The sequence below is a fragment of the Pseudogracilibacillus auburnensis genome, from assembly GCF_003201975.1.
Lineage (GTDB): Bacteria > Bacillota > Bacilli > Bacillales > Amphibacillaceae > Pseudogracilibacillus > Pseudogracilibacillus auburnensis.
Window position 1 is genome coordinate 99,297 of sequence record NZ_QJJQ01000002.1, and the last position, 22,531, is coordinate 121,827.

The following is a 22,531-nucleotide window of genomic DNA, read 5'->3' on the forward strand; positions in this document are numbered from 1 at the left end:
GGAATAATGACGAAACGACGATAGTACAGCATTCAACAAAATAAATTAGAAGCTTCAAGCAAAAACACCCAGATTTTTTTCTCTGGGCGTTTTCGTTTCTTCTATTCTGAGTGTTCACTTTTGTTTAAATACTGGCGCATATGCTCCGTAATTCCTGTTAAACAAATAGCAGCAGGATCATTTACAGTTTCAAATTCGACTGTTGAACCATCCGTCGGTAAACTTTCTGTGAAAATCTCTTCATACTCAGCAACAGTTACTCTTTTTCTATTGGCAAAAAGCTCTTGATGTTTTTCCACGATTAAATAGTCACGATAGTTTGGCTGTAGAACACCACTAAAAAATTCGCCAACCGCACCAGATCCATAACTAAACAATCCGATTCGCTCGCCTGCTTGTAAGTTTTCATTCATTTCAAGTAAAGATAATAATCCTAAATAAAGAGAGGCCGTATAAATATTCCCCACTTTTCGGCTATATTTAGTACTTAATTGGAAGTTTTCTTGAAGACGCTCCTGGGTCCTTTCTTCGCCCTCTTCCAAAATAGTTCGCAATGCCTTTAGCCCCATTTTTGTATAGGGAAGATGATAACAAATGGCAGCAAAATCTTCTATATTTTTATTTGCTTTTTCTTTATATTGCGCCCAAACAGTATTAAAAAATGCTAGATACTGATCATTTGAAAATTTTCCATCTACAAAAGCGATATCCGAATAGGTCGGACGCCAAAAATCCATTATATCTTTTGTTACATATGCTTGTTCATTTTCCAACACCATTATTTTAGGATCAGCACTAATAATTAAAGCAACAGCTCCTGCTCCTTGTGTCACTTCACCTGGTGTTTGTAAGCCATATCTAGCAATATCGGATGCTAGTACTAACACTTTACTTTCAGGATTTAATGCAATATGTCCCTTTGCAAGTTGAATTGCTGCAGTCGCTCCGTAACAAGCTTGTTTCAATTCTATCGTACGCGCACTCGGATTAAGTCCTAGTAAATGATGGACATAAACACCCGCAGATTTGGAATGATCGATCCCTGTTTCAGTTCCAAACATAACAAAATCAATCTTACTTACATCTTCCTCGTCTAAAATATTTAAAGCAGCATTCGCCGCAAGTGTTACTGGATCTTGTGTGATTGGAGCAATTGCCATTTCGTCTTGTCCAATCCCGATCGTAAATTTTTCTGGTTCCACATCTCTTGCGACAGCTAATTCATTCATGTCTACATATAAATGCGGTGTATAAAACCCTATTTTATCAATTCCTATTTTCAATGCAGTAATTCTCCTTTACATTTCATCTAAAAATCATTGTGATGTATTGCACAACCTGCGCAAAACATATGTATTATTTTCTCATATCAGTAGAATAAAGAAAAGTATTATAACGGAATTTATGATGAAACAAAAAACAGAATGGAAATCGGAGCTTTTTTCACTGTAGTAAAGATCAAAATCAAATAGTCTTAAACATTTTATTAGAAAACTCGGCTTATCGCAGAGTTTTTTATGGAGAGCACAAAAGTTGCACCTATGTAGTTAGTCAGTTTTATACTATTTACAAGAAAAAGAACTACCGTGGATAATATGGTATGATAATGAAAATGTTTAATCTATTGATAGGAGAATTCATATGGCAGTAGTGTTGTTTAACCAAGAAGAAAATAAAAGGACTGAAGTGAAGATACATAACGGACATACTATATTACGAGCGGCAAAACAAGGTAGAGTTGCACTAAAGCATAAATGTGGAGGAAAAGCATCCTGTACGACATGCAAAGTAGAAATCAAGGATCAGGCAAACATTTCTCCCCCGCTTCCAATCGAAGAAATGCGGCTCGGGGAAGAAAACATTAAAAATGGTTTTCGGCTAAGTTGTCAAACAAAAGTGTATGGAAAAGTGGAAGTGAAAATGCCAGAAGATCCGTTTAAAGCAAGAATTCGGGAATTATTGAAACAACAGGAAAAATGAATAGTAAAAACAAAGTGGAAAGCTTTTTCGGAAGTTGAACAAGAATCCTTTTATATCACCTACATAAAGCTTTTCTCCAAATAAAAGGAATCAATCCTTCTTTCGCCGAATAATATACGAAAGGGGGTTTTAATATGAAAACATTGTATTTACCATTGTCCATCTTACTGACAGGCTTTCTTTATATTTTCATCATACCAGCGGAACCTTTTAGTATAAAATTACTTTTTAAACTCATTCCGATGGCTCTAATTATCTTTTATGCGTATAAACAATGCCCAGCAGAAAAAACTGTAACTCATTGGCTCCTACTCATTGGACTATTTTTCTGTTCGATTGGAGATGGGACACTACACTGGTTTGTAGTTGGGTTATCTGCATTTTTAATTGGTCATCTCTTTTATATCGCTGGATTTGTAACCAAGTTTACATTTTCCTTGATTCGATTTTCGGTTATTATACCACTCGTAGCTTATGGGATTTTTTTCGCGAACAAGATGGTTAAGAACCTACATCAATCTGGACAGGAAACGTTGATTTTGCCTGTCATTTTTTATATTACCGCCATTTTGCTTATGGCATTATGTGCATTCATGACGCAAAATATTTGGGTCATTGCTGGCAGCTTGCTCTTTGTCCTTTCCGACTCCATTTTAGCTTGGAATAAGTTTATCGAGTCAGTAAACTTCGCAGGCCCTTTCATTATGATCACTTATTATGGCGCACAATTTTTGATTGCTCATAGTTTAAAGACAATTGTAGTCAAAAAAAAGGATACAAAACAGGAATCTGAATTTATCAATAGATTTGCTTAATTATTAATGAAAATTCTGCGTAATAAGGAAGAAAAAGCTAGGACATCACTAAAACGAACAATGCATTACCTTAACGGAGGAAATATACGTAGACATCAGGGTCCGCTAGAAACCGTCACGTCCTGTACATCGGAGGCTCACTAGCCTCCCTTGGATGCACGAAGTATCTTTCCAGTACGGGTTATATCAACTACCATTGTCCGGATTTTTCTTTGGCAAAAACACTTTTGTCCCAGCTTCGAAAATATATTCTCCTTAAAAGAAGTAGCCAATGTATATTAAAATTAAAATCCTTCATAAAGGAAACGAAACACTTTTACGATAAAAAAGCGTTTAGTTTTTTGCCTTAAATTCATGAACCCAAACTTTGTATTCGGGATCCCAAACAGACCCTTCGTGGATCGATGTGATCCCATTTATATATTCATCTAAATTAGGGTAACCTTCTTGTTTAGCATTTTCTTCTGTAACATTACCAAGTTTTTGTTGATATACATTCACCAAAACAAATAATTCCCCGTCAAGCTCCCAAGTATCGCCAACTTCGCCAAACCGATTGCTTCTACGGACAGCACTTTTTTTGCCTGCTTTAATCTTTTTAATATCATCTTTTCTTGTGACTAAATTTTTTAATTCAAATGTATCATTCATGTGTAAAACCCTCCCCATACTTGCTTTTATTATACAGTGTACATTTTTAACATGCACGGAAGTTGAAATAACTTGTAGATAAAAACGACGATTACACAAGTAGTACAATGGATCAAAGCACCACCAGTAAATTAAACTGCTAGGTGGCAGAAAAGAATAAATCTAGCGAAAATGACCACGTAATTAAATAGTAAACCTTCGCACAAAACCGTCTAATTGTTCAGCTAACTTCGCTAAATCAGTTGAGCTTTTGGCGACTTCTTCCATTGCACTACTTGATTGCTGTGATTGTGCTGAAGTTTGTTCAACTCCTGCAGCTGCTTCCTCTGATATCGCTGCAACCTCTTGAATGGAACTATTCATCTCTTCTGTATTTGTTAAAATTTCAGCTAAATTAGAGGATGCTCCTGAAATATGGCGAACCATTTCTTTTACAGCGCTACTAATTTGATCAAATGTTTCCCTTGTCGTTCTAATTTGATTTGTTCCTTTAGCTACATCGATATAGCCATTTTTTAATGAGGTTGATACACTACTTGACTCCCTTTGTATATCATCTACAATTTTCGTAATGTCTGTAACAGAAAAAGAGACTTGCTCCGCTAATTTTCGTACTTCATCAGCAACTACGGCAAACCCTTTTCCATGTTCACCCGCACGCGCTGCTTCAATCGCCGCATTTAAAGCTAATAAATTCGTTTGTTCTGCGACATCTTGGATCACTAAAACAAGTGAAGAAATTTCCTTTGAGTGTGCATCAAGCCCTTCCACTTTTTCAACAGCTTCATGGACAATGTTATCAATCATTTCCATTTGCACAAAGGATGTTTTCATTAGCGATGAACCTTCCGTCGTTAAATCGAGCACTTGATTAGATGCTTGTTGAATCTGTTCACCATTTTTCGTTGTATCAGCAACCTTATTAGCAAACATTCCCATCATATGAGATACATTGCCAATATGATTTGCTTGTGATTCCGAACCAGATGCAATGTCTATCATCGTATGTGCAACTTGTTCTGAACTTGCTTTCACTTCATTTGCAGCGTTTGCTAATTCTTCACTCTCTCTATTCATTTTTTCAGAAACAAAATGGATCTGTTGAATTAATTCCCTGCTATGATGATTCATCTCATTTGTCGCCTGCATAAGCTGGCCAATTTCATCTTTTGAATTGGTTACGAGTGGTTCAATCCTTAAATCACCTTTTGCTATACGTTTCATCTGCTCCATGACAGAAACCAATGAATTGGTAATACTTCGTGAAGTTGTAAGCGCTATGAAAGTGCCTAAAACGACAACTAAAATGGTAATCACACATACAACGACAACCGTTGTATAACCACTAACAATTACTTCATCTCCTGAACTTTTTATTGATCCTTCCCCACTTAGAGCCCAAGACTCAAAATCTTTCATCATCTCTTCTGCCAATGGGATTAATTTATTCATATTTTTATTGACGGTTGCATGGTTTCCTTGGTCATATTCATTAAAAACATCATTTACCATGCTTTCTTCCCATTCATAGGTAGCGTTTACGGCTGATGGGTCAAATTTAGTCGATACGAGGGCTTCTTCCATTTGGGTTGCATATTGTTTAGCCATCTCACTATACTCATCAAACATTTCACGATAATAAGGATCACCTGTTGTCACATAGGCGCGAGCAAGTCCAATTCGATTGGCCAATGTATAAGCAATTTGTTGATTAGAGATTAATACTGGTACTTGCTCTTCAACAATATAAATCGTTTCATCATTCACTTTCTTTGCAGCAAAAAGCATATAACCACCAATAATGAGGATGAAAAAAATAATCAGTGAAAATCCAAACAACATTTTATACTTTACACTTCGAAATCTAAATTTGCGAAACATGCTTATCCCCTCCCAATCATTTCAATAAAAAAAGATATACAGGACAAATTACCTATATATCTCTATATCGACATAATTTGGAATATGTTAAATGAATAATCCGAGTGAACTTGCGTGATCAGTTACACAACTAGTTGTATTTTGTTTCCTGACGGGTCTGTTGTCATATAATGATCTTGATATTTAACTACTTGCGTACCTATATTTTTAAGATTTTTCACTGTTTCTTTTCTCACTCCTTCATTCGCAAAAACGATGGTATACCAATTTAGACCAACACTATTTTCATCCGGAGCGGGGATACCAGTTCCCTTCCAAATATTTAACCCTACATGATGATGGTATCCACCTGTTGACACAAAGAGTGCCCCTGGATAATGACTAACTACTTTATAACCTAACCCGCTAACATAAAAATTTTCCGTCTCTTCTAAATCTGCCACATGTAAGTGGATATGCCCCATCGTTGTGTTCTTTGGAAGTCCATTCCATCCTGCATCATTTTCAGCAAAAAGACTTTCGCTATCTAAGGGATTTGTAGTCATTTCCACTTCCCCATTCGTCCAAATCCAATCTGAAGCTGGTCGATCACAGTACACTTCTATCCCATTTCCATCTGGATCATCCAAGTATATCGCTTCACTTACGAGATGATCTGATGCTCCGATTGTTATTTTCTTATCCACTGCATGACGCAAAAAACTTGCTAAATCAGCCCTTGTTGGAAGAAGCAAAGCAAAATGATATAAACCAGTCGTGCGATTTTCCTTTGGATGTACTTCATTAGGTTGCACAATCGTCAGTAAAGGTGTTACTCCATCTGCTGATAAAGTTACCTCTCTTTCATTTTGTGCCATTATTTGAAAGCCGATTATTTTTTGATAAAATGCAAGTGATTTTTCTATATTTGTTACCTTGATAGAAATTTGACCTAGATAAAGATTCGGCTTTTCATGAAACTTTCTCATATTTTCTTCCCCTTTCTTACTGAAATATATTGCGTAAAACACTGCAAATGATTTTGAGTCCCATGTGTGTCTGCCCCTTCTACTATTATTAACTATATATTGTAAAATAGTAAGGAAGTAGCTCGACGCGTTGTTACCGTACAGATTTCCACGGAAAAGGATAAAAAGTGACCCACAGATAAAATAGCCGTTCTCATTTCATACAACATCGAAGAAATTCTACATCGTATTAACAATTAATCCGATATGAGTAAAATAATTCATGACACCAAAAGCAACAAATATGGAGCCTGCAATAAAGAAAAGTGTTGTGACTATTTTTACCGAGTTTCGATTTGGTTTTTCCCGTAATATAAACGGAAGCATTGCTGCACCAATTCCGGTAATCGCGTATAACCCAGAGATAAAGATAGCTTCGATCAGCGGATAATCAGCAAAAGCTCCTGAAATTGGTTCCTCTGGTGGCGCGGCAAACAATTGATATGTTACACCTGCGATTGCAATTGAAATAAGTGCATACCCCATTGCTGCCGCAAAATAGGAGGCAGGTTTTAATACGTGAGGTAATTCCTCTTTTAACTTACCCGAAATAGCTCGTGTATCGTGAATATCAATTTCATTTCGAATATATTGATTTGACTTTCTCCACAATAGGATCGATGCCCCTAACGCAATCACACCAAAAGCAAATGTTGGCTCCCCAAAAATAATATCGTCAAATGGAAAACCGATCTGTGAAAGTGGCCAAGTAAGAGTCATATGCATCCCCGTAATCGTTAAGATAAACCCCGGGATCGCAAATCCGATCGCCCAACCATCAAGATGAGCAATTTTGGATCTTTGTAAATTCCGAATAAACATCACTACTAAAAGTAAGATAATACCTGTAGATACCGACATAATCGTATTATATACTTGTGTAACAGACCAATCAATAACCATTTTTTATTCCACCTTTTTTATTTTATCGTCGAGTTTTATTTTTTACTTCAACTGGAAAAATATGCACATTAGTTATCCACAAAAAATAATTGGTAATAACGATACGATGTTTTGCGAAATGTATGATGGGAATTGGAGATATAGGTGTCATTGCTGTAAATAAGGTAGAATGCAATAATCAATACAAGAAAGAGGCATATAGAGAAAGAATGTTGAAGAGATAGAAAGAATGCTTGATTTAAAGGTAGGAATACTGAGATCAATACGGAAATGCGAAGTACTGGAGAATAATGCTGGGGTAAAAGTGGAAATGTTCGATTCCATACAACACTTGAAGAAATACATGGAACATTAGATTCAAACGACTAATCGAAGGTAGATGTAAAAAGTAGAGCATCAATTTATTAAAAATTCAGCTCTACTCCTTTGTTGCAGGATCATTTTATTTATAAATTCATCTTTTTAGCTATGATTGTTTTCATTATTTCATTAGTTCCTGCGTAAATTGATGAAACCGCAACATCACGGTATCTTCTAGCAATTTCATATTCTTCCATATAGCCATATCCACCGTGAAGTTGTACACAACTTGCCGCTACTTTTTTTACTAAATCAGTGATCCACCATTTTGCCATCGATACTTCTGTAACGATGTCTTCTCCGTTCTTATGAGATTCAATTAAACGATCAACATAAACTCTACCAATATTTATTTCTGTTTTCATTTCCGCAAGTTTAAACTGCGTGTGTTGAAATTGACTAATTGGTTTGCCAAAAGCTTTTCGTTCTTTGACATAATCGATCGTTTGCTCTAGCATTAATTCCGAAGATGCCATCGCTTGAATCGCAACCATCAGTCGTTCTTGTTGCAATTTTTCCATTAAATAATAAAACCCTTTTCCTTCTTCCCCAAGCAAATTTTCTGCTGGAACTCGTGCATCTTGAAAGATTAATTCACATGTATCGCTTGCATGCATTCCTACCTTCTTTAATTTTTTTCCTTTCGTAAAGCCTGTTGTTCCAACCTCAACGACGAGCAAACTAATCCCTTTATGGGCTGGGGAAGCTTTTGGATCTGTTTTACAAACGAGTACAACGAAATCAGCGGAATAACCGTTCGTAATAAATGTTTTTTCTCCGTTTACGATATAATGGTCACCATCTCTTATGGCGGTCGTTTGAATCGCGGCTAAGTCTGATCCTGTGCCTGGTTCTGTCATAGCAATAGCTGATATGAGATCTCCACTAATCGCTCCTGGAAGCCAGCGCTCCTTTTGTGAGTCACTACCAAAAGTTTCAATATAAGGAATCACAATATCATTATGTAATCCAACCCCAACTAGCCCAACACTTACCCGATCAAATTCCTCGTTAATAATGACAGAATAAGCAAAATCGGCTTCAAGTCCACCATATTCCTCACTCACCTGTGGACATAGAAAACCTTGTTCCCCAACCTTTTTCCAAAATGACCTTGGAACTTCTTTTTCCATTTCCCACTGTTCGATATTTGGTTTTGCTTCCTTTTCTAAAAACATTCTTAAAGCCCGACGAAAAATGTCATGTTCTTCTTGAAAAAAATTGCCCCTTTTCACCTTATCACCCCTCGATCATTTTATTAAAAAAAGTGAGCCGTCAAAAGTTAAAGTGATCGATTCTGTAATGCCTGTTTTAGCTCCTTCAATTCATTTTCCGATATGGTTACTCCTTTGCCCATTTTTGTATGATCCTCCGACCAGTCCCGAATATCATACTTGGGTTCTCTTCCATTCCAACTTATTAGATTTAATTCTTTCTTCCACCCTTTATTACCTTCAGAAAGAACTGCAATCGTTTCTACGATCTCAAAGCTGAATGTTGACATTCAAACCACTCCTCACCTTATTCATTCTTTACAATATTTATTTGTAGTATAGCAAGAAAAGCAAACAAATTCATTCCGTTATTTTGTCAACCCTATAATATTACTGTTGACATATTACTGTTTATTCATTTATTCTATTAGTATTACATAAGAATGAGGGAAGTAAATTGACATTAAAAGATATGATGTATATTTCATTATTTGCAGCAATTGTGGGAGCTTTAGCATTTTTTCCACCAATTCCAATTCCGTTTATCCCTGTTCCAATTACAGCACAAACACTTGGTGTTATGCTAGCAGGTGGAATTTTAGGGGCACGACGTGGAGGACTTAGTTTATTGCTTTTTGTTCTTCTCGTTGCTATCGGGGCACCTTTAATGGCCGGTGGTCGTGGTGGTTTAGGAGTTCTATTTGGTCCAGGTGGTGGGTATATTTTGGCATGGCCAATCGCCGCATTTGTCATTGGGTATTTAACAGAAAAAAGTATCCATCATTTAAAGTATTGGAAATTAATATTAATTAACACTTTTGGCGGAATTATTATTGTTTATCTTATTGGAGTTACCTATTTAGCAATTTTAACTGATGTTCCATGGGGAGCAACTGCAATTTCATCCTTAGTCTTTTTACCAGGAGATTTTACAAAAGTGCTGATTGCAAGTGCCATTACAATCAAATTACATCAAGCATATCCAATAATCGATAAAGTGAAGCAAGCTGCATAAAAGAGTTAACTCCCGCCTATTTGGTGGGAGTTTTTCCGTTCAATTTGCTAAAATACATGCATAAGGTGGTGGAGCCAATGACAATAGGAAATCAGTTAGAAACATTTGCCAAAGAACAACCAGATAAGGTGGCTATTTATTATCAAGATAAAACGATTTCATATGACGATTTCTATGCAAAAGTTCAACAATATAAAGCAGCTTTACTGAAAAAAACAACTACATATGAGCCACAAAAAATTGCCCTTCTCATCGGGAATGAACCTGCTTTTTTAGAAGTTTATTTTGCCGTTATCACGTTGGGATGGATCGCTATTCCTTTCGATTCAAAATGGAGTGAATGTGAAGCAACACGCATCATGGAAATGGCTGACCCTCACATGGTTGTTGCCAGTTCCTCCTTTACAAAACTAGCAAACTATCATTTTCCAGTCACTTTATTTACAGAAGAGAGATCTGATGCAAAAGTACTAGAGATAGAAAATGAGGCTAAAGACAGGGCTTTTTATCTCGGTTTTACATCAGGATCAACAGGTAACCCAAAAGGTTTTATTCGCAGTCACACATCATGGCTTGCAAGTTTTACAGCTGGAGAAGATGCTTTTCATTACGGAAAAAATGATATCATTATGGCACCTGGTCCGCTCTGCCATTCGCTGTCACTGTTTGGTGCTACACATGCTCTTCATATTGGGGCAAGTTTCTATATGACGACATCCTTTTCAGCGAGAGAGATGATACAGTTGATCCAAACGGAAAAAGCAACGGTTGTTTATGCCGTTCCAACGATGTTAAGCAGCTTGGCGAAGCAAAAAGAAGTTGTGGAATCATCTGTTACTTTTTTATCATCAGGTGCAAAACTGTATCCATCAATTAAACAAGCTTTATCAAACGTCTTTCCAAACAGCTCAATTTATGAATATTATGGTGCTTCTGAATTAAGCTATGTTACTTATACGACGAGAGAAATGTCAGATAAGTACCCTAATAGTGTTGGAAAACCTTTTCCTGGGGTCGATATTTTGATTCGAGATGAGAATGGAGCACCTCTTCCACCAGGAGAAATTGGGAATATTTTTATCCAAAGTGATTTTTTATTTAACGGTTATGTACATGATGACACAGCAACAAAACAAGTGTTAACGAAGTACGGTGCAACGATTGGTGATCTAGGCTTTTTAAATGAGGAAGGATTGCTAACGATCATTGGTCGTAAAAATAATATGATCATTTCAGGTGGACAAAATATTTATCCTGAAGAAGTCGAAAAAATATTGAAAGATGTACCGAACGTAAAGGAAGCTGTCATTATCGGAATGGAAGATGAGCACTGGGGACAAAAAGTGATAGCACTTATTGAATGGAAAGAAAAAAGCCCGGACAATTTGAAACGATTAAAAGCCCATTGCCGAAAAAACGTAGCGATCTATAAGCGGCCACGAAAATATTACTCTGTTACAGGGTTACCGTATACTCCAACAGGAAAAATTGCCCGAAACAAAATCATAGCAAATCTTACGGGGTGGATACAATGAACAAGCCTGTTATCGTCGCAGCTAAACGAACTGCAATCGGAAAAATTGGTGGCATGTTTAAACATGTTCCACCCGAAAAATTAGGTGCTTGCGTCATTCAGGCACTTTTAAAGGAACAAAATATTTCCCCTGAACAAATTGATGAAGTCATTTTAGGAAATGCGATCGGCCCAGGTGGAAATATTGCAAGACTTACCACGTTGGAATCCGGACTTCCAGTAGAAGTTCCAGCTGTGACAGTGGATCGTCAATGTGGTTCAGGCCTTGAGGCAATTAATATGGCGTGCCGTCATATTCAGGCGGGTGCAGGTGACATTTATATTGCAGGAGGTCTGGAAAGTAGTAGCCTTGCTCCATGGAAGCTTGAAAAACCGACTAGCCTTTATGGAACACCAACCTTTTTTACGCGGGCTCGTTTTTCACCAGATATAATCGGTGACCCTGAGATGGGAGTTGCCGCAGACAATGTTGCTAAAACATTCCATATTTCAAGAGAAGCCCAAGACAATTTTGCCTACGAAAGCCATCAAAAAGCAGTACGTGCGCAAAAAGTGGGTAGATTTGCAAAAGAAATCATCGCCATTCAAGGAAAAGAACTTGATGAAGGGCCTAGGGAAAGCTTAAACATGCGAACACTTTCTCGCTTTAGACCAGCTTTTACAGAAAACGGGACTGTCACAGCTGGAAATGCTTGTGCGATAAATGATGGTGCTGCTGCGGTACTCCTTATGTCCGAAAAGAAATGTCGTGAGTTAGGGTTAACACCAATCATGACATTTATGGATGCGGCAAGTGCTGGCGTAGACCCGAATATACTTGGTATTGGACCAATTCCTGCGGTAAAAAAACTTTTGGAACGAACAGGAAAAACGATAAACGATATCGATCTAGTTGAATTTAATGAAGCATTCGCCTCCCAAGTATTAGCATCGGTAAATGAACTTAACATTCCACATGAACGGCTTAATGTTGGTGGTGGAGCAATTGCTTTTGGTCATCCATATGGAGCATCAGGTGCAATTCTTGTCGTCAGATTGTGTACAGAAATGCAACGAACAAGTGCAAATTGTGCACTAGCAACGCTTGGTATTGGTGGTGGGCTTGGATTAGCAACCCTTTTTGAAAGGTATGATACGAATGATAGATGAAAGTAAGGTCGGAACTAAGACAAAGATTGTTAACGTCAAAGTGAAAAGAGAAGAAATACAACAACTTTGTCATGTAATTGACGAAAAAAATCACGTGTTCCATGATGTGAATGCGGCAAGTGAAGCAGGGTTTGAAGATATCCTGCTTCCTCCGACTTACCCAATATTATTTTGGCAACATCTTGAACCTCCGTGGCTTGAAACAGATGCAACAATCATTCAAAGTGAGCAAATCTTTTCCTATAAAACTCCGCTCGTTGCCAATAAAATGTATCAATGTCAAATAGAGTTACTAAAAGTACGTACTAGGGAAAACAAACAATTTGTAGTGAACCGACTATATATTAATGACGGAGAAAAAGTAGTAGCCACAAGCGATACAACGCTTGTACTTCTGTACTAGGTAGAGTTAGGAGGATTTATGTTGAACAGGTGCTGTGAAATAATCAAGATGAAAATAACAGAGGAATTGATTACACAATATGCTGCTGTGTCCGGTGATAAAAACCCAATACATCTTTTAAAATCAGCCGCAAACCAAGCCGGATTCCCCCATCAAGTTGCCCACGGTATGTTATCGATGGCAATTGGGGCAAAATTAGTTTCACCTCTGATCCAAATTGGGTGGACTCTTTCTCATTACGGTGTTAAGTTTTCCTCCCCCCTTTTCGTAAATGACATGATAACAATTGAAGCTTCATCAGTTACACAGTCGGATAAGAAAATAGCGATGAAAGTAATCGGAAAAAATCAAGAACATAATAAAGTGATGCATGGAAAATTGGAACTAATAAAATAATTGTAAATGAATCGTGCATATAAGCGTTTCCTTACAAAATCGACTCTTTTCGTTAAGTTTGTTACTATTACCTCGCAATTGAAAGAAACTGTGCAGTAACTAAGTTAGCAGCACCGTTGATTTTCGCTATGGACAGTTGCTTTCCACGGGCAACGCCTCAACTAATTTCATCCGTTTTTGTCAAAACGGATGAAATGGATTTTCGGCTGTTGCTTTTCCCGTAGGAGTCAACTGTCCTCCGCTCCAATCAACTATACGTTAGATTAGGTGAATGATATCCGTTTTTAGCCGACTAGGAGTCTACGTGCATTTCCTTCGCTAAGGAGAATGTAATCAATTTAAAGTAAGATGAACTACTCTAGTTGTCTGGAGCGAAAGTGACTGACTCCTGTGGGAAAGCAAATGTTCTTTGATGGGACGAGTAAGCGCAGTCCCAGTCCCACGTGTCTGAAGACCCCGCAGCGGAAAACAACTGTGCAGTAACTGGATTCTAGTCGGAAAATCAAATTAAGTTACTGCGCAGTTTATATCTTATGTGTAACAAACAACAAATCTATTTGGTAGGAGAAGTATTCGCAGTCCCAAGTTTAACTAAGCAAACTGTTTGAACTCATTTTATTGGTGCGAAAGTTGAGTTTATTAGAAAAATAGAGAGTGGATAACAGAATAAATGGTGTATAATCAACCAGTTGAATTCATTTATATTCCTTTTTAACATGCTAATGTTAGAAAATTGTCAAGCCGGGTGGAGTCTAGATGTAAACGGACTGCTCCTGAGCAAACAGTTCATCCAAAGTCAACTTGAACACTGTATCTTCATCCCACTTCACTCTGCGAAGGATTTTTATCCATTTCATTCTGCAAAAGGCTAGTAATAAATCAAAAAAACTTGACTTATAAATTTGTTCTGCTAGCATAATAGTCAATCAAATAAAATGATCTTTTCTACTAGGGGCGCCGTGATGGCTGAGATAAATGTAAATTTAGCACCCTTAGAACCTGATCTGGTTAAGACCAGCGGAGGGAAGTAGAATTCGTTAGAAAACATGCGTATTTTTGCGCGTGCATGTTTCCGATGCATATACTTCCTTCTACTAGTCTTTAGAAAAAAAGATTAGAGGAGGATTTTTTTATGAAGTTTACTGATGAGTTACGCACAGCAACAAAAGAAAGTTGGGAGCAAAGTTTACATCATCCTTTTGTTCAAGGGATTGTGAAAGGGGATTTACCGTTAGAAACATTTAAAAACTATATTTTACAAGATATTTATTACTTAAAGCATTACGGAAAAATCCATGCAATTGCCGCTTCCCAAGCAGATGACTTTAAACTGACGGCAATTTTAGCAGATAAAGCTCGTTTTACAGCAGAAGCGGAATTAACCGTTCATAACGAACATGCTGAGATTTTAAATATTACGAAAGAAGATATGGAAAACTTCAAACCAGCTCCAACAGCATATGGATATACTTCTCACTTATACCGTGCAACAATGGCTGGGAATCTAGCCCATTCCGTTGCTGCTATGCTGCCATGTTACTGGCTATACGCAGATATCGGAAAAGTGAATGAGCATGCGAATCCGGAACCGGAAATTTATCGTAACTGGATTAAAATGTATGCAAGCGACTGGTTCCAAGATTCAACAAATGAAATGATCGATCTACTAAACTCGCTAGTCGCTGATATGAATGACAAGGAAAAAGAAAAGGTGAAAGAACAATTTATTATTGCGAAAGAATATGAACTACATTTTTGGGAAATGTCGTATACATTTGAAACATGGCTTTCCAAAAGTGAAAAAGTAAGTAATCGTTAACGAGAAAAATGAATAGAAGAAGCTGAGGCATAACTAAAACGTTCTAATCTAAAGATGAACAATGCATTAGCGTAGGAAATATACGTAGACTCCTCGTCGGCTAAAACGGTCACCTCCATGTGACCATGCCGACACTGGTACGTCCTCTACTTTGGAGGCTCACCTGCTACTTAGTACGCGAAGTGTATTTCCGGAGTAAGTTATATACAGCGATCATTGTTCGGATTTCTCTTTGATAAAAATACTTTTGGCTCAGCCTCTTCTATAAAAAGGAGAATATGATGAAACGTTTGTTACAATTATCGCTTACATTGCTGCTAAGTATGTTACTTATTGCGTGTAGTAGTGAGCAAGTAGACAAAGAAGAAACAGAAGTAAAAACAGATGAAACAGCAAAGAAAGAAGTGTCTCTTTTTCTTGATTGGACACCAAATACGAACCATACGGGAATTTATGTTGCGAAAGAAAAAGGCTACTATGATGAACTTGGCTTAGATATTAACATCTTGTTACCAGGTGAAGTAAGTGCGGAACAATTAGTCGCAACGAATAAAGGCGAGTTTGGCATTAGTTTCCAAACAGAAGTAACCCAAGCACGTGCGCAGGATTTACCGGTCGTGTCGGTTGCTGCAATTATCCAACATAGTACAAGCGGATATGCTTCTCCAATTGAAAAAGGCATCGAATCACCGAAAGATTTTGCCGGAAAAGCATATGGCGCATACGGATCCATGCTAGAAGAATCGATGGTTGACCTTGTCATGAAGCGTGATGGTGCTGATGTAAAAGATGTGGATATCGTCCAATTAGGAAACTCCGATTTTTTTGTTGCGACACAAAAAGATATCGATTTCGTTAGTATTTTTTATGCTTGGACTGGTATTGAAGCAGAGATCCGGGATGTAGAGTTGAATTTCATTGAAACGACCCAGTTTGCAGAGGAACTTGACACATACTCCCCTGTTATTGTAACTAGTGAGAAATTAATTGCCGAAGACCCAGAAACAGTAAAAGCATTTGTTGAGGCAACAGTCAAAGGGTATGAATATGCGATTGACAATCCTGCTGAGGCAGCGGAAATATTAATTAACGCCGAGCCTGATCTAGATCCTGAACTTGTAAAACGTAGTCAAGAATGGTTATCCCCTCGCTATCAAGATGATGCGGACAAATGGGGAATCCAAGACGAAAATCGCTGGGAAACATTTGCCGAATTTATGTTTGAAAACGGCATTACTGAAAAAGAAATTGACGCAGCAAAAGCATTTACAAATGAATTTCTTGAGTAATCGGGGATAAATAAGATGAAAAAAATACTTTTAACTAGTTGGCGTCCAGCCATTGCAATCGCCCTTTTTATATGTATATGGGAATTTTCGACTCGGATCTTTCAAATAGAAACTTGGATACTTCCTGCACCAACCGTTATTGTAATGGAAATGCAGGAAGTTCTCCCTGCTTTTTTCCCTCATATGGTTTCGACGATTCGACTTGTTCTGATTGGCTTTTCAATCGGAACAACAATTGGAATTGGAGTTGCTACCCTTCTCCACCATTACGATAAGTTACGCGAAACAATTTATCCTTTTTTAGTCTTATCGCAAAATATTCCGATTATCGTACTTGCACCTCTTTTACTTATTTGGTTCGGTTTAGGGGATACACCAAAAATCATTATTATTGCGATGACTTCCTTTTTTCCAATCACAGTCGCAACTTTAAGTGGATTTCAGCAAACAGATCGGGAACTAATTCATTATATGAAAATGATGGGCGCATCAAAACGCCAATTATTTATGAAATTGGAGCTTCCCCATGCATTGCCAGCAGTTTTTTCTGGAATAAAAATTGCTGCCACGTACAGTATTCTTACAGGAGTTGTCGCTGAATGGCTTGGAGCCCAAAAAGGTATTGGCGTATTTATGACACTCGCCTCCTCTTCGTATCGAACGCCACGAGTATTTGTTGCAATTATTATTACGATGTTGCTTAGTTTAAGTTTCTTTGCACTTATTTTATTGCTGGAACGTATGTTTATTAAATGGAATAGAGAGGAAATAAAGTGATGGATCTAACACTTGAAAACATTAGCAAATCATTCGGAGAAAAAGAAATTTTACGCAATATTTCATTATCCATAAATTCAGGTGAATTTGTTTCCTTACTTGGACCATCAGGAAGTGGAAAAAGTACGTTATTTAGTCTAATTGGCGGACTACTAAAACCAGATGTAGGTGATATCTTTTTAAACGGGAAAAAGATCACGAATAAAACAGGCTATATTAGTTATATGCCACAACAACCTTCCCTTTTTCCGTGGCGGACTGTTTTGGAAAATGCTATTCTAGGACAGGAACTAAGTAGAAAACGAGACGAAGAAAAAGCAAAAATGCTACTTGAAAAAGCGGGTTTGAGAGAATTTATCCATGCTTACCCCCATCAATTATCTGGTGGGATGAAACAACGGGTTGCTTTTATTCGCGCCCTGTTAAGTCCGCAATCGATGATGTGTTTAGACGAACCGTTTTCTGCATTAGATGCTTTTACACGTTTAGATATGCAAAAGTGGCTCCTCGAGACGTGGGAAGCCTATGAACAGTCGATTTTTTTTATTACACATGATATCGAAGAAGCACTCTTTTTATCAGATAAAATTGTCGTGTTATCGTCTAGACCAGCACAAATCAAAGAGATTATTCAAGTCCCTTTTGAACGGCCACGTAATGAATCACTCTTATTAACGTATCCATTTTTAGAAGCAAAAAAACAACTAGCGAAGATACTCGACCATACTAATTTATGAAGAGGCCGGGACAAAAGTGTTTTCACCAAAGAAAACCCAAACAATGGTGCTGCATATAACCCGCTCCGGAAATATACTTCGCTTTCCACGGGCAACGCCTCAACTAATTTCAAACGTTTTATCCAAAACGTTTGAAATGGATTTTCGGCTGTTGCTTTTCCCGCAGGAGTCTACGTATATTTCCTCTGCTAAAGTAATGCATTGTTCGTCTTTAGATTTTGTCGTTTTAGTTATGTCCCGGTCTCTTTAAAATAGAAACTTTCTGTTTAACTTATATAAATTTTCTACATCTTTAAAAGATACACGGAATCCAATAAACCATTATTTCATAAAGGATTTAGTTACTCTGTTATTTTTGTTTCCGTTTGTTTTTCTTTCCATCAAGATTGACGAATTCACTTTCTTCTCCCATTTCCACATGATGCTTTGGGCTCGTATCATATTTTCTGGCAATATTCCGCTGCTTTCCTTTATCTTTGTTCCGGTTTTTATTCTCTTCCGCCATGATTCATTCCTCCTCCACATGTTCTTTTTTACTTTCTCCAGTGAAGTAAAAATTTATTCCAAGTTCTGTAATCTCTAGCAAATTAACATAAATAACATATGAATCTAACGTTTAATTTACTTTCGCTTGTTATTCTATGGATTGATTAAATAATTAGTAGAGGAGAATTCGGAAAGTGAAAAAGAAATTAGTTTTATTCATCATGATGTTACTCATTATTTTCACACCAATTTTACCGGCTATTTCACATGCGGAACTGAACGTAAATCCAGCGGAACTAGACGGACAGGAAGAAATGGTTTTAGAAGGAGAAGGAGACGAACAAAAAGATGAAGAGAATTCAGAAGAAGGGACTACTGAATTAAGGGAGGAAGAGCAAGCTGAATCAAAAGATGAAAAAAAAGAAATTGATCAAGTAACAAAGCAACAACCCCCCGCTGTAAAAGAGCAAATTGGAGAAAATGCAGATTCTCAACTTAAAGTACCTGCACCAGAAAATGAATCTAATCTAGAAGCGGAAGAAGCATTAGAAGAAGATACAATAAAAGAAGTTACTAAGCCCAATATCATTTTAGCAGATTTTGAAAATGGCTTAGGTACTTGGACTGTTTCAGGTGCTCGTTATCATAGTGTTGATGTTTCCATTTCTAATCAGATTAAACGTTTTGGATCAGGATCTTTAAAAATAGATTACGATTTTACGAATCAAGAAGGAACATCAGGCGTGTACGCGTCTTTAGGCAAACCGATTGAAATTCCTGGCGAACCGAAAAAAATTGGTATGTGGGTTTATGGTGATGGAGAAAAACATTGGTTACGCCAACAACTTACCGATGCTAACGGACAAAATTTTAATATTGATTTAACACCAAGCTACCCATCTGGTGTCACGTGGGAAGGTTGGAAATATGTTGAAGCAACGATTCCAGATACGTGGAAAGCTCCTTTTACTTTAGGGAATCAAGCGATACGTTATATGGCAACTAGCGAACAAGCCAAAGGTGCTGGAACGATTTATATCGATCATATTCGTGCTATCTATGAAGATGTGCAGGAAGATGTAAAAAATCCTGAACTTTCCGCATTTACCCCATCAGATGAGCAATTGGTGTATACGAACAAACCAGAAATTGCTGTCATTGCAACAGATGATGATTCAGGAATTGATTTTACTAAAACGAATATGACGGTGGACGGAAAAACAGTCACACCCGAAGTAAAAGAATCAGAGGGAATTATTTCATACATACCTGAAAAACCTTTAGCGGAAGGATTACATACCATTTGGATTGAAGTTTTCGATAAAGCAGGAAATCATACATTTACGACTTGGACTTTTACCGTTGAGACAGATGGTCCTTCTATTCACTGGAGTGGAGATACAGAAGTATATGCAGGAAGTACATTTGATGTAGATTTGGTCGTAAAAAATGGACTTGCTTTATCAGGTGCAGACTTCATCATTAACTATGATCCAAACTTATTAACGATCATTGATAGTGATGAGGCAACAGATGGCGTTCAACTTGCCATTCCAAATCAATTAAAAGAGACTGTCATCAAAAATGAAGTAAACACTGAAACAGGAGAAATTAAGTTACAATTTAAAAATTTAAAACAACACCAATTCGAAAAAGAAACGAAAATTGCAACTTTATCTTTTGAGCTTGGTTTAGATGCTAGCGGAGAATTTAAATTAGCGCTACAAGACGGAAACTACTATTATGCTGAAGAAAAAAATGAAGCAGTTCCTTTCTTTTTAGCACCTTTTAAAGGAAACATTGCTCAACCTTTGACATTGGAAGTGATTGGGAAATCAGTAGGGACACCTTCCACATTCATTGTCACAGATCAATATAACGAACCTGTTGCCGATGCAACGATTACTGTGTTAGGCAATCAAAAATTAATTGAAGTAATAGAGCCTACATCCATTTATAAAGGTGGAAGTGGAATTGCTGGAGAACCGTTTGAAGAATTAGCGGTAGGAACGATTATTCCTGTTGCAAACGAACCATACAGTGGGTTCGATTTTTACCGGATTTTTATGCCAAACGGAGAACAACGTTATTACCATGTTCCAAAAGAAGATGTGAAGGAAGTGGATTGGGGAGCGTTATTTGGTAAAACAAATGCGCAAGGGGAAATTAAAACAGAGCAGTTAACCATTTCACGCATTCCAATAAAACTTCAAGCAACAAAAGATGAATTAGTAAGTCAAGTCGAGTCTTTTACGATCTCACCACAATTGGGCAAAAAAAAGCCAGAAAATATTTTCTTGACGTGGACAGATGATCCGAAAACGACTCAACATATATCTTGGCGAACAGATACACATACAAAAAACTCAATCGTTGAATTCAAAGTTAAAGCAGATGTAGATACGGCACCAAAACAAGTTCATGGTAACTCAGAATTATTTACTGATCCAACAGGTGAAATGAATATCCATAAAGTGCAGCTCACACAACTTACACCTGGCACAACCTATGAATATCGTGTAGGTGATGGCTCACCAGATGGATGGAGTGATTATCGCACATTTACAACTGAAGCGGATAACAAAGATGCCTTTCGATTTTTACTTTTTGCAGATACACAAGCATATGATAAAGAAGGATTTGCCCTCTTTACAGCATTACATGAGCTAGGTTTACGTAAGTTTCCTGACACGAAATTTGCCGTTCATGCGGGCGACATTGTAGAAGAAGGAAATAAATTAAAGCAATGGGAAGACTTTTTAGAAGCATCACAAGGTCTCACAGATCAAATGGCCATGATGATGGTGCTGGGAAATCATGATGTATATGGTAATGGGGCTAATACATATAAATCTTTATTTACATACCCACAAAATGGACCAAATGGAAAAGGAAACTTTGTCTACTCTTTTGATTATGGGAATGCACGATTTATTATGTTAAATTCTGAGTTCGGTGTACAAGATATGAATGAACAGTTAGCTTGGATAGAAGAAGAATTACAAACTGCAGATGACAAATGGACGATCGTCATGTTCCACCGATCACCATATAAAAGTAATCCAAAACGTGGACAAGATGCAACAGTTGATATTTTTGCACCATTAATCGAGGAAATGCAGGTTGACCTTGTTTTAACAGGACATGATCATGCATATATGCGCACCCACCCAATGCAAAACGGGAAACCACAGGTAGATGGAGATGGAACGTTATATATCATAGGTGGATCCGCGGGACCAAAGTTTTATCCAGGAAGTGCTGAAGACTATGTCGATGTATTATATGATGAACAAAAACAATTATTTACTTCCTTACTCGTTGACGGCAATACAATTACAATCGAAGCATACACAATTGATGATGAATTAGTTGATTCATTTATATTGGAAAAGCGTGAAAAAACAATCGCCGAGAAAGCAAATCTGCAGGCGCTTATCAATGAAATAATGGAAGAAAAATTAGATGAAGGAAAATACACACCTGATAGTTGGACAACATTTACATCATCACTACAAGTTGCTGAAGATGTTTTAGCTGATCATACTGCAACGAAAAAAGAAATTAATGAAGCTAGACTGAACTTACATCAAGCTTATGAAGCATTGCAATTAAGTGAACAACATGATTCAGACGAAGATTCAAGCAATGATGGTGATAAAGACACGAATGATGATCCAAGCAATGATAAAAATGAAGATACGGACGATGAATCAAACGATAAAGAAGACGTAGACTCAAATAATGATTCGGACAATGATCCACTTGATAACATAGATGGAAAGGAGAACAAAGAAAAAGAACTACCACAGGAATCACCAGAACAAGATCATGAGCAAAAAGGCAATAATCAAGCGGTTGATAAGGAAACATCCAAGCAAAATGCAGGCGAGCAAACAGAAAAAGTTCCAGCAACTTCAACTGACTCACTAAAAGTAGACAAAAAAGATAATATATTACCAAGTACAGCTACAAATCTATTTAATTTGTTATTATTCGGTTTTGCGACCGTTTTAGTAGGGATAACTATTATTGTATATCATAGATTTATTAAGAATCAAAATAATGAATGATAAAATTAAATGAAAATTTATACTTTATGATCTAGGTTGCCA

20 protein-coding genes and 1 riboswitch are annotated in these 22,531 nt (G+C 37.2%); of the genes, 12 read left to right on the forward strand and 8 right to left on the reverse strand.

Annotation, left to right across the window (positions count from 1 at the left end; all coding sequences use genetic code 11):
- Positions 1 to 101: 101 nt before the first annotated feature.
- Positions 102 to 1,283, reverse strand: a complete 1,182-nt coding sequence (locus DFR56_RS03565) for a hydroxymethylglutaryl-CoA synthase (protein ID WP_110394063.1) — start codon at positions 1,281 to 1,283, stop codon at positions 102 to 104.
- Positions 1,284 to 1,641: 358 nt separating this feature from the next.
- Here DFR56_RS03565 and DFR56_RS03570 point away from each other — a divergent pair, with 358 nt between their 5' ends.
- Together DFR56_RS03570 and DFR56_RS03575 are read left to right on the forward strand one after the other, a co-directional pair.
- A complete protein-coding gene (locus DFR56_RS03570) occupies positions 1,642 to 1,980 on the forward strand; it encodes a 2Fe-2S iron-sulfur cluster-binding protein (RefSeq protein WP_110394064.1) in 339 nt (112 codons plus the stop codon).
- Between the two features lie 134 nt (positions 1,981 to 2,114).
- Positions 2,115 to 2,795 (forward strand): lysoplasmalogenase, encoded by a 681-nt coding sequence (locus DFR56_RS03575; RefSeq protein ID WP_110394065.1) that lies wholly within the window; start codon positions 2,115 to 2,117, stop codon positions 2,793 to 2,795.
- 333 nt (positions 2,796 to 3,128) lie between these two features.
- On the opposite strand, the gene DFR56_RS03580 is transcribed toward DFR56_RS03575, so the two are convergent.
- The 6 genes from DFR56_RS03580 to DFR56_RS03605 form a co-directional block, all read right to left on the reverse strand.
- Complete coding sequence (locus DFR56_RS03580; protein ID WP_242694465.1) at positions 3,129 to 3,446, reverse strand: ASCH domain-containing protein; 318 nt, start codon at positions 3,444 to 3,446, stop codon at positions 3,129 to 3,131.
- Positions 3,447 to 3,629: 183 nt separating this feature from the next.
- Complete coding sequence (locus DFR56_RS03585; protein ID WP_110394066.1) at positions 3,630 to 5,327, reverse strand: methyl-accepting chemotaxis protein; 1,698 nt, start codon at positions 5,325 to 5,327, stop codon at positions 3,630 to 3,632.
- A 122-nt stretch (positions 5,328 to 5,449) separates the two neighbouring features.
- Positions 5,450 to 6,295, reverse strand: coding sequence for a VOC family protein (locus DFR56_RS03590; protein WP_110394067.1), 846 nt, complete (start codon positions 6,293 to 6,295; stop codon positions 5,450 to 5,452).
- A gap of 219 nt (positions 6,296 to 6,514) precedes the next feature.
- Complete coding sequence (locus DFR56_RS03595) at positions 6,515 to 7,237, reverse strand: DUF981 family protein (RefSeq protein ID WP_110394068.1); 723 nt, start codon at positions 7,235 to 7,237, stop codon at positions 6,515 to 6,517.
- 446 nt (positions 7,238 to 7,683) lie between these two features.
- Positions 7,684 to 8,832, reverse strand: a complete 1,149-nt coding sequence (locus DFR56_RS03600) for an acyl-CoA dehydrogenase family protein (protein ID WP_280523436.1) — start codon at positions 8,830 to 8,832, stop codon at positions 7,684 to 7,686.
- A gap of 47 nt (positions 8,833 to 8,879) precedes the next feature.
- Complete coding sequence (locus DFR56_RS03605; RefSeq protein WP_110394069.1) at positions 8,880 to 9,101, reverse strand: YdbC family protein; 222 nt, start codon at positions 9,099 to 9,101, stop codon at positions 8,880 to 8,882.
- A 167-nt stretch (positions 9,102 to 9,268) separates the two neighbouring features.
- Here DFR56_RS03605 and DFR56_RS03610 point away from each other — a divergent pair, with 167 nt between their 5' ends.
- The 9 genes from DFR56_RS03610 to DFR56_RS03650 all read left to right on the forward strand — a co-directional run bounded on the left by DFR56_RS03610 (position 9,269) and on the right by DFR56_RS03650 (position 17,930).
- Positions 9,269 to 9,826, forward strand: a complete 558-nt coding sequence (locus tag DFR56_RS03610) for a biotin transporter BioY (protein ID WP_110394070.1) — start codon at positions 9,269 to 9,271, stop codon at positions 9,824 to 9,826.
- Positions 9,827 to 9,903: 77 nt separating this feature from the next.
- Positions 9,904 to 11,361, forward strand: a complete 1,458-nt coding sequence (locus DFR56_RS03615; protein WP_158525487.1) for an AMP-binding protein — start codon at positions 9,904 to 9,906, stop codon at positions 11,359 to 11,361.
- On the forward strand, positions 11,358 to 12,509 hold the full coding sequence (locus tag DFR56_RS03620) for a thiolase family protein (RefSeq protein ID WP_110394072.1): 1,152 nt from the start codon (positions 11,358 to 11,360) through the stop codon (positions 12,507 to 12,509). Before DFR56_RS03615 ends, DFR56_RS03620 begins: the two co-directional genes overlap by 4 nt.
- Positions 12,499 to 12,912, forward strand: a complete 414-nt coding sequence (locus DFR56_RS03625) for an FAS1-like dehydratase domain-containing protein (RefSeq protein ID WP_158525488.1) — start codon at positions 12,499 to 12,501, stop codon at positions 12,910 to 12,912. The genes DFR56_RS03620 and DFR56_RS03625 overlap by 11 nt, the downstream gene beginning before the upstream one ends.
- Before the next feature lie 21 nt (positions 12,913 to 12,933).
- A complete protein-coding gene (locus DFR56_RS03630; RefSeq protein ID WP_158525489.1) occupies positions 12,934 to 13,308 on the forward strand; it encodes a MaoC family dehydratase in 375 nt (124 codons plus the stop codon).
- 940 nt (positions 13,309 to 14,248) lie between these two features.
- Positions 14,249 to 14,351: riboswitch (TPP riboswitch) on the forward strand.
- A gap of 89 nt (positions 14,352 to 14,440) precedes the next feature.
- Positions 14,441 to 15,127, forward strand: coding sequence for a thiaminase II (gene tenA / locus DFR56_RS03635; protein ID WP_110394075.1), 687 nt, complete (start codon positions 14,441 to 14,443; stop codon positions 15,125 to 15,127).
- Between the two features lie 281 nt (positions 15,128 to 15,408).
- On the forward strand, positions 15,409 to 16,416 hold the full coding sequence (locus DFR56_RS03640) for an ABC transporter substrate-binding protein (protein ID WP_110394076.1): 1,008 nt from the start codon (positions 15,409 to 15,411) through the stop codon (positions 16,414 to 16,416).
- 15 nt (positions 16,417 to 16,431) lie between these two features.
- Positions 16,432 to 17,193 carry an ABC transporter permease gene (locus DFR56_RS03645; RefSeq protein ID WP_110394077.1) on the forward strand — a complete coding sequence of 254 codons (762 nt, stop codon included), beginning with the start codon at positions 16,432 to 16,434 and terminating at the stop codon, positions 17,191 to 17,193.
- The gene (locus DFR56_RS03650) at positions 17,190 to 17,930 is read left to right on the forward strand and encodes an ABC transporter ATP-binding protein (protein ID WP_110394078.1); all 741 of its coding nucleotides are present in this window, start codon (positions 17,190 to 17,192) and stop codon (positions 17,928 to 17,930) included. Before DFR56_RS03645 ends, DFR56_RS03650 begins: the two co-directional genes overlap by 4 nt.
- A 349-nt stretch (positions 17,931 to 18,279) precedes the next feature.
- On the opposite strand, the gene DFR56_RS23240 is transcribed toward DFR56_RS03650, so the two are convergent.
- A complete protein-coding gene (locus DFR56_RS23240) occupies positions 18,280 to 18,435 on the reverse strand; it encodes a hypothetical protein (RefSeq protein WP_170124491.1) in 156 nt (51 codons plus the stop codon).
- Positions 18,436 to 18,610: 175 nt separating this feature from the next.
- Here DFR56_RS23240 and DFR56_RS03655 point away from each other — a divergent pair, with 175 nt between their 5' ends.
- Entirely contained in the window at positions 18,611 to 22,489 is a 3,879-nt protein-coding gene (locus DFR56_RS03655; RefSeq protein WP_110394079.1) for a fibronectin type III domain-containing protein, read from the forward strand.
- Positions 22,490 to 22,531 lie beyond the last annotated feature (42 nt).

What these genes read in the sequence shown, in the direction of transcription:
- DFR56_RS03570 (WP_110394064.1), top strand. Translation starts at nt 1,642, where the DNA reads ATGGCAGTAGTGTTGTTTAACCAAGAAGAAAATAAAAGGACTGAAGTG.
- DFR56_RS03575 (WP_110394065.1), top strand. Translation starts at nt 2,115, where the DNA reads ATGAAAACATTGTATTTACCATTGTCCATCTTACTGACAGGCTTTCTT.
- DFR56_RS03580 (WP_242694465.1), bottom strand. Translation starts at nt 3,446, where the DNA reads ATGAATGATACATTTGAATTAAAAAATTTAGTCACAAGAAAAGATGAT.
- DFR56_RS03585 (WP_110394066.1), bottom strand. Translation starts at nt 5,327, where the DNA reads ATGTTTCGCAAATTTAGATTTCGAAGTGTAAAGTATAAAATGTTGTTT.
- DFR56_RS03590 (WP_110394067.1), bottom strand. Translation starts at nt 6,295, where the DNA reads ATGAGAAAGTTTCATGAAAAGCCGAATCTTTATCTAGGTCAAATTTCT.
- DFR56_RS03595 (WP_110394068.1), bottom strand. Translation starts at nt 7,237, where the DNA reads ATGGTTATTGATTGGTCTGTTACACAAGTATATAATACGATTATGTCG.
- DFR56_RS03605 (WP_110394069.1), bottom strand. Translation starts at nt 9,101, where the DNA reads ATGTCAACATTCAGCTTTGAGATCGTAGAAACGATTGCAGTTCTTTCT.
- DFR56_RS03615 (WP_158525487.1), top strand. Translation starts at nt 9,904, where the DNA reads ATGACAATAGGAAATCAGTTAGAAACATTTGCCAAAGAACAACCAGAT.
- DFR56_RS03620 (WP_110394072.1), top strand. Translation starts at nt 11,358, where the DNA reads ATGAACAAGCCTGTTATCGTCGCAGCTAAACGAACTGCAATCGGAAAA.
- DFR56_RS03625 (WP_158525488.1), top strand. Translation starts at nt 12,499, where the DNA reads ATGATAGATGAAAGTAAGGTCGGAACTAAGACAAAGATTGTTAACGTC.
- tenA (WP_110394075.1), top strand. Translation starts at nt 14,441, where the DNA reads ATGAAGTTTACTGATGAGTTACGCACAGCAACAAAAGAAAGTTGGGAG.
- DFR56_RS03640 (WP_110394076.1), top strand. Translation starts at nt 15,409, where the DNA reads ATGAAACGTTTGTTACAATTATCGCTTACATTGCTGCTAAGTATGTTA.
- DFR56_RS03645 (WP_110394077.1), top strand. Translation starts at nt 16,432, where the DNA reads ATGAAAAAAATACTTTTAACTAGTTGGCGTCCAGCCATTGCAATCGCC.
- DFR56_RS23240 (WP_170124491.1), bottom strand. Translation starts at nt 18,435, where the DNA reads ATGGCGGAAGAGAATAAAAACCGGAACAAAGATAAAGGAAAGCAGCGG.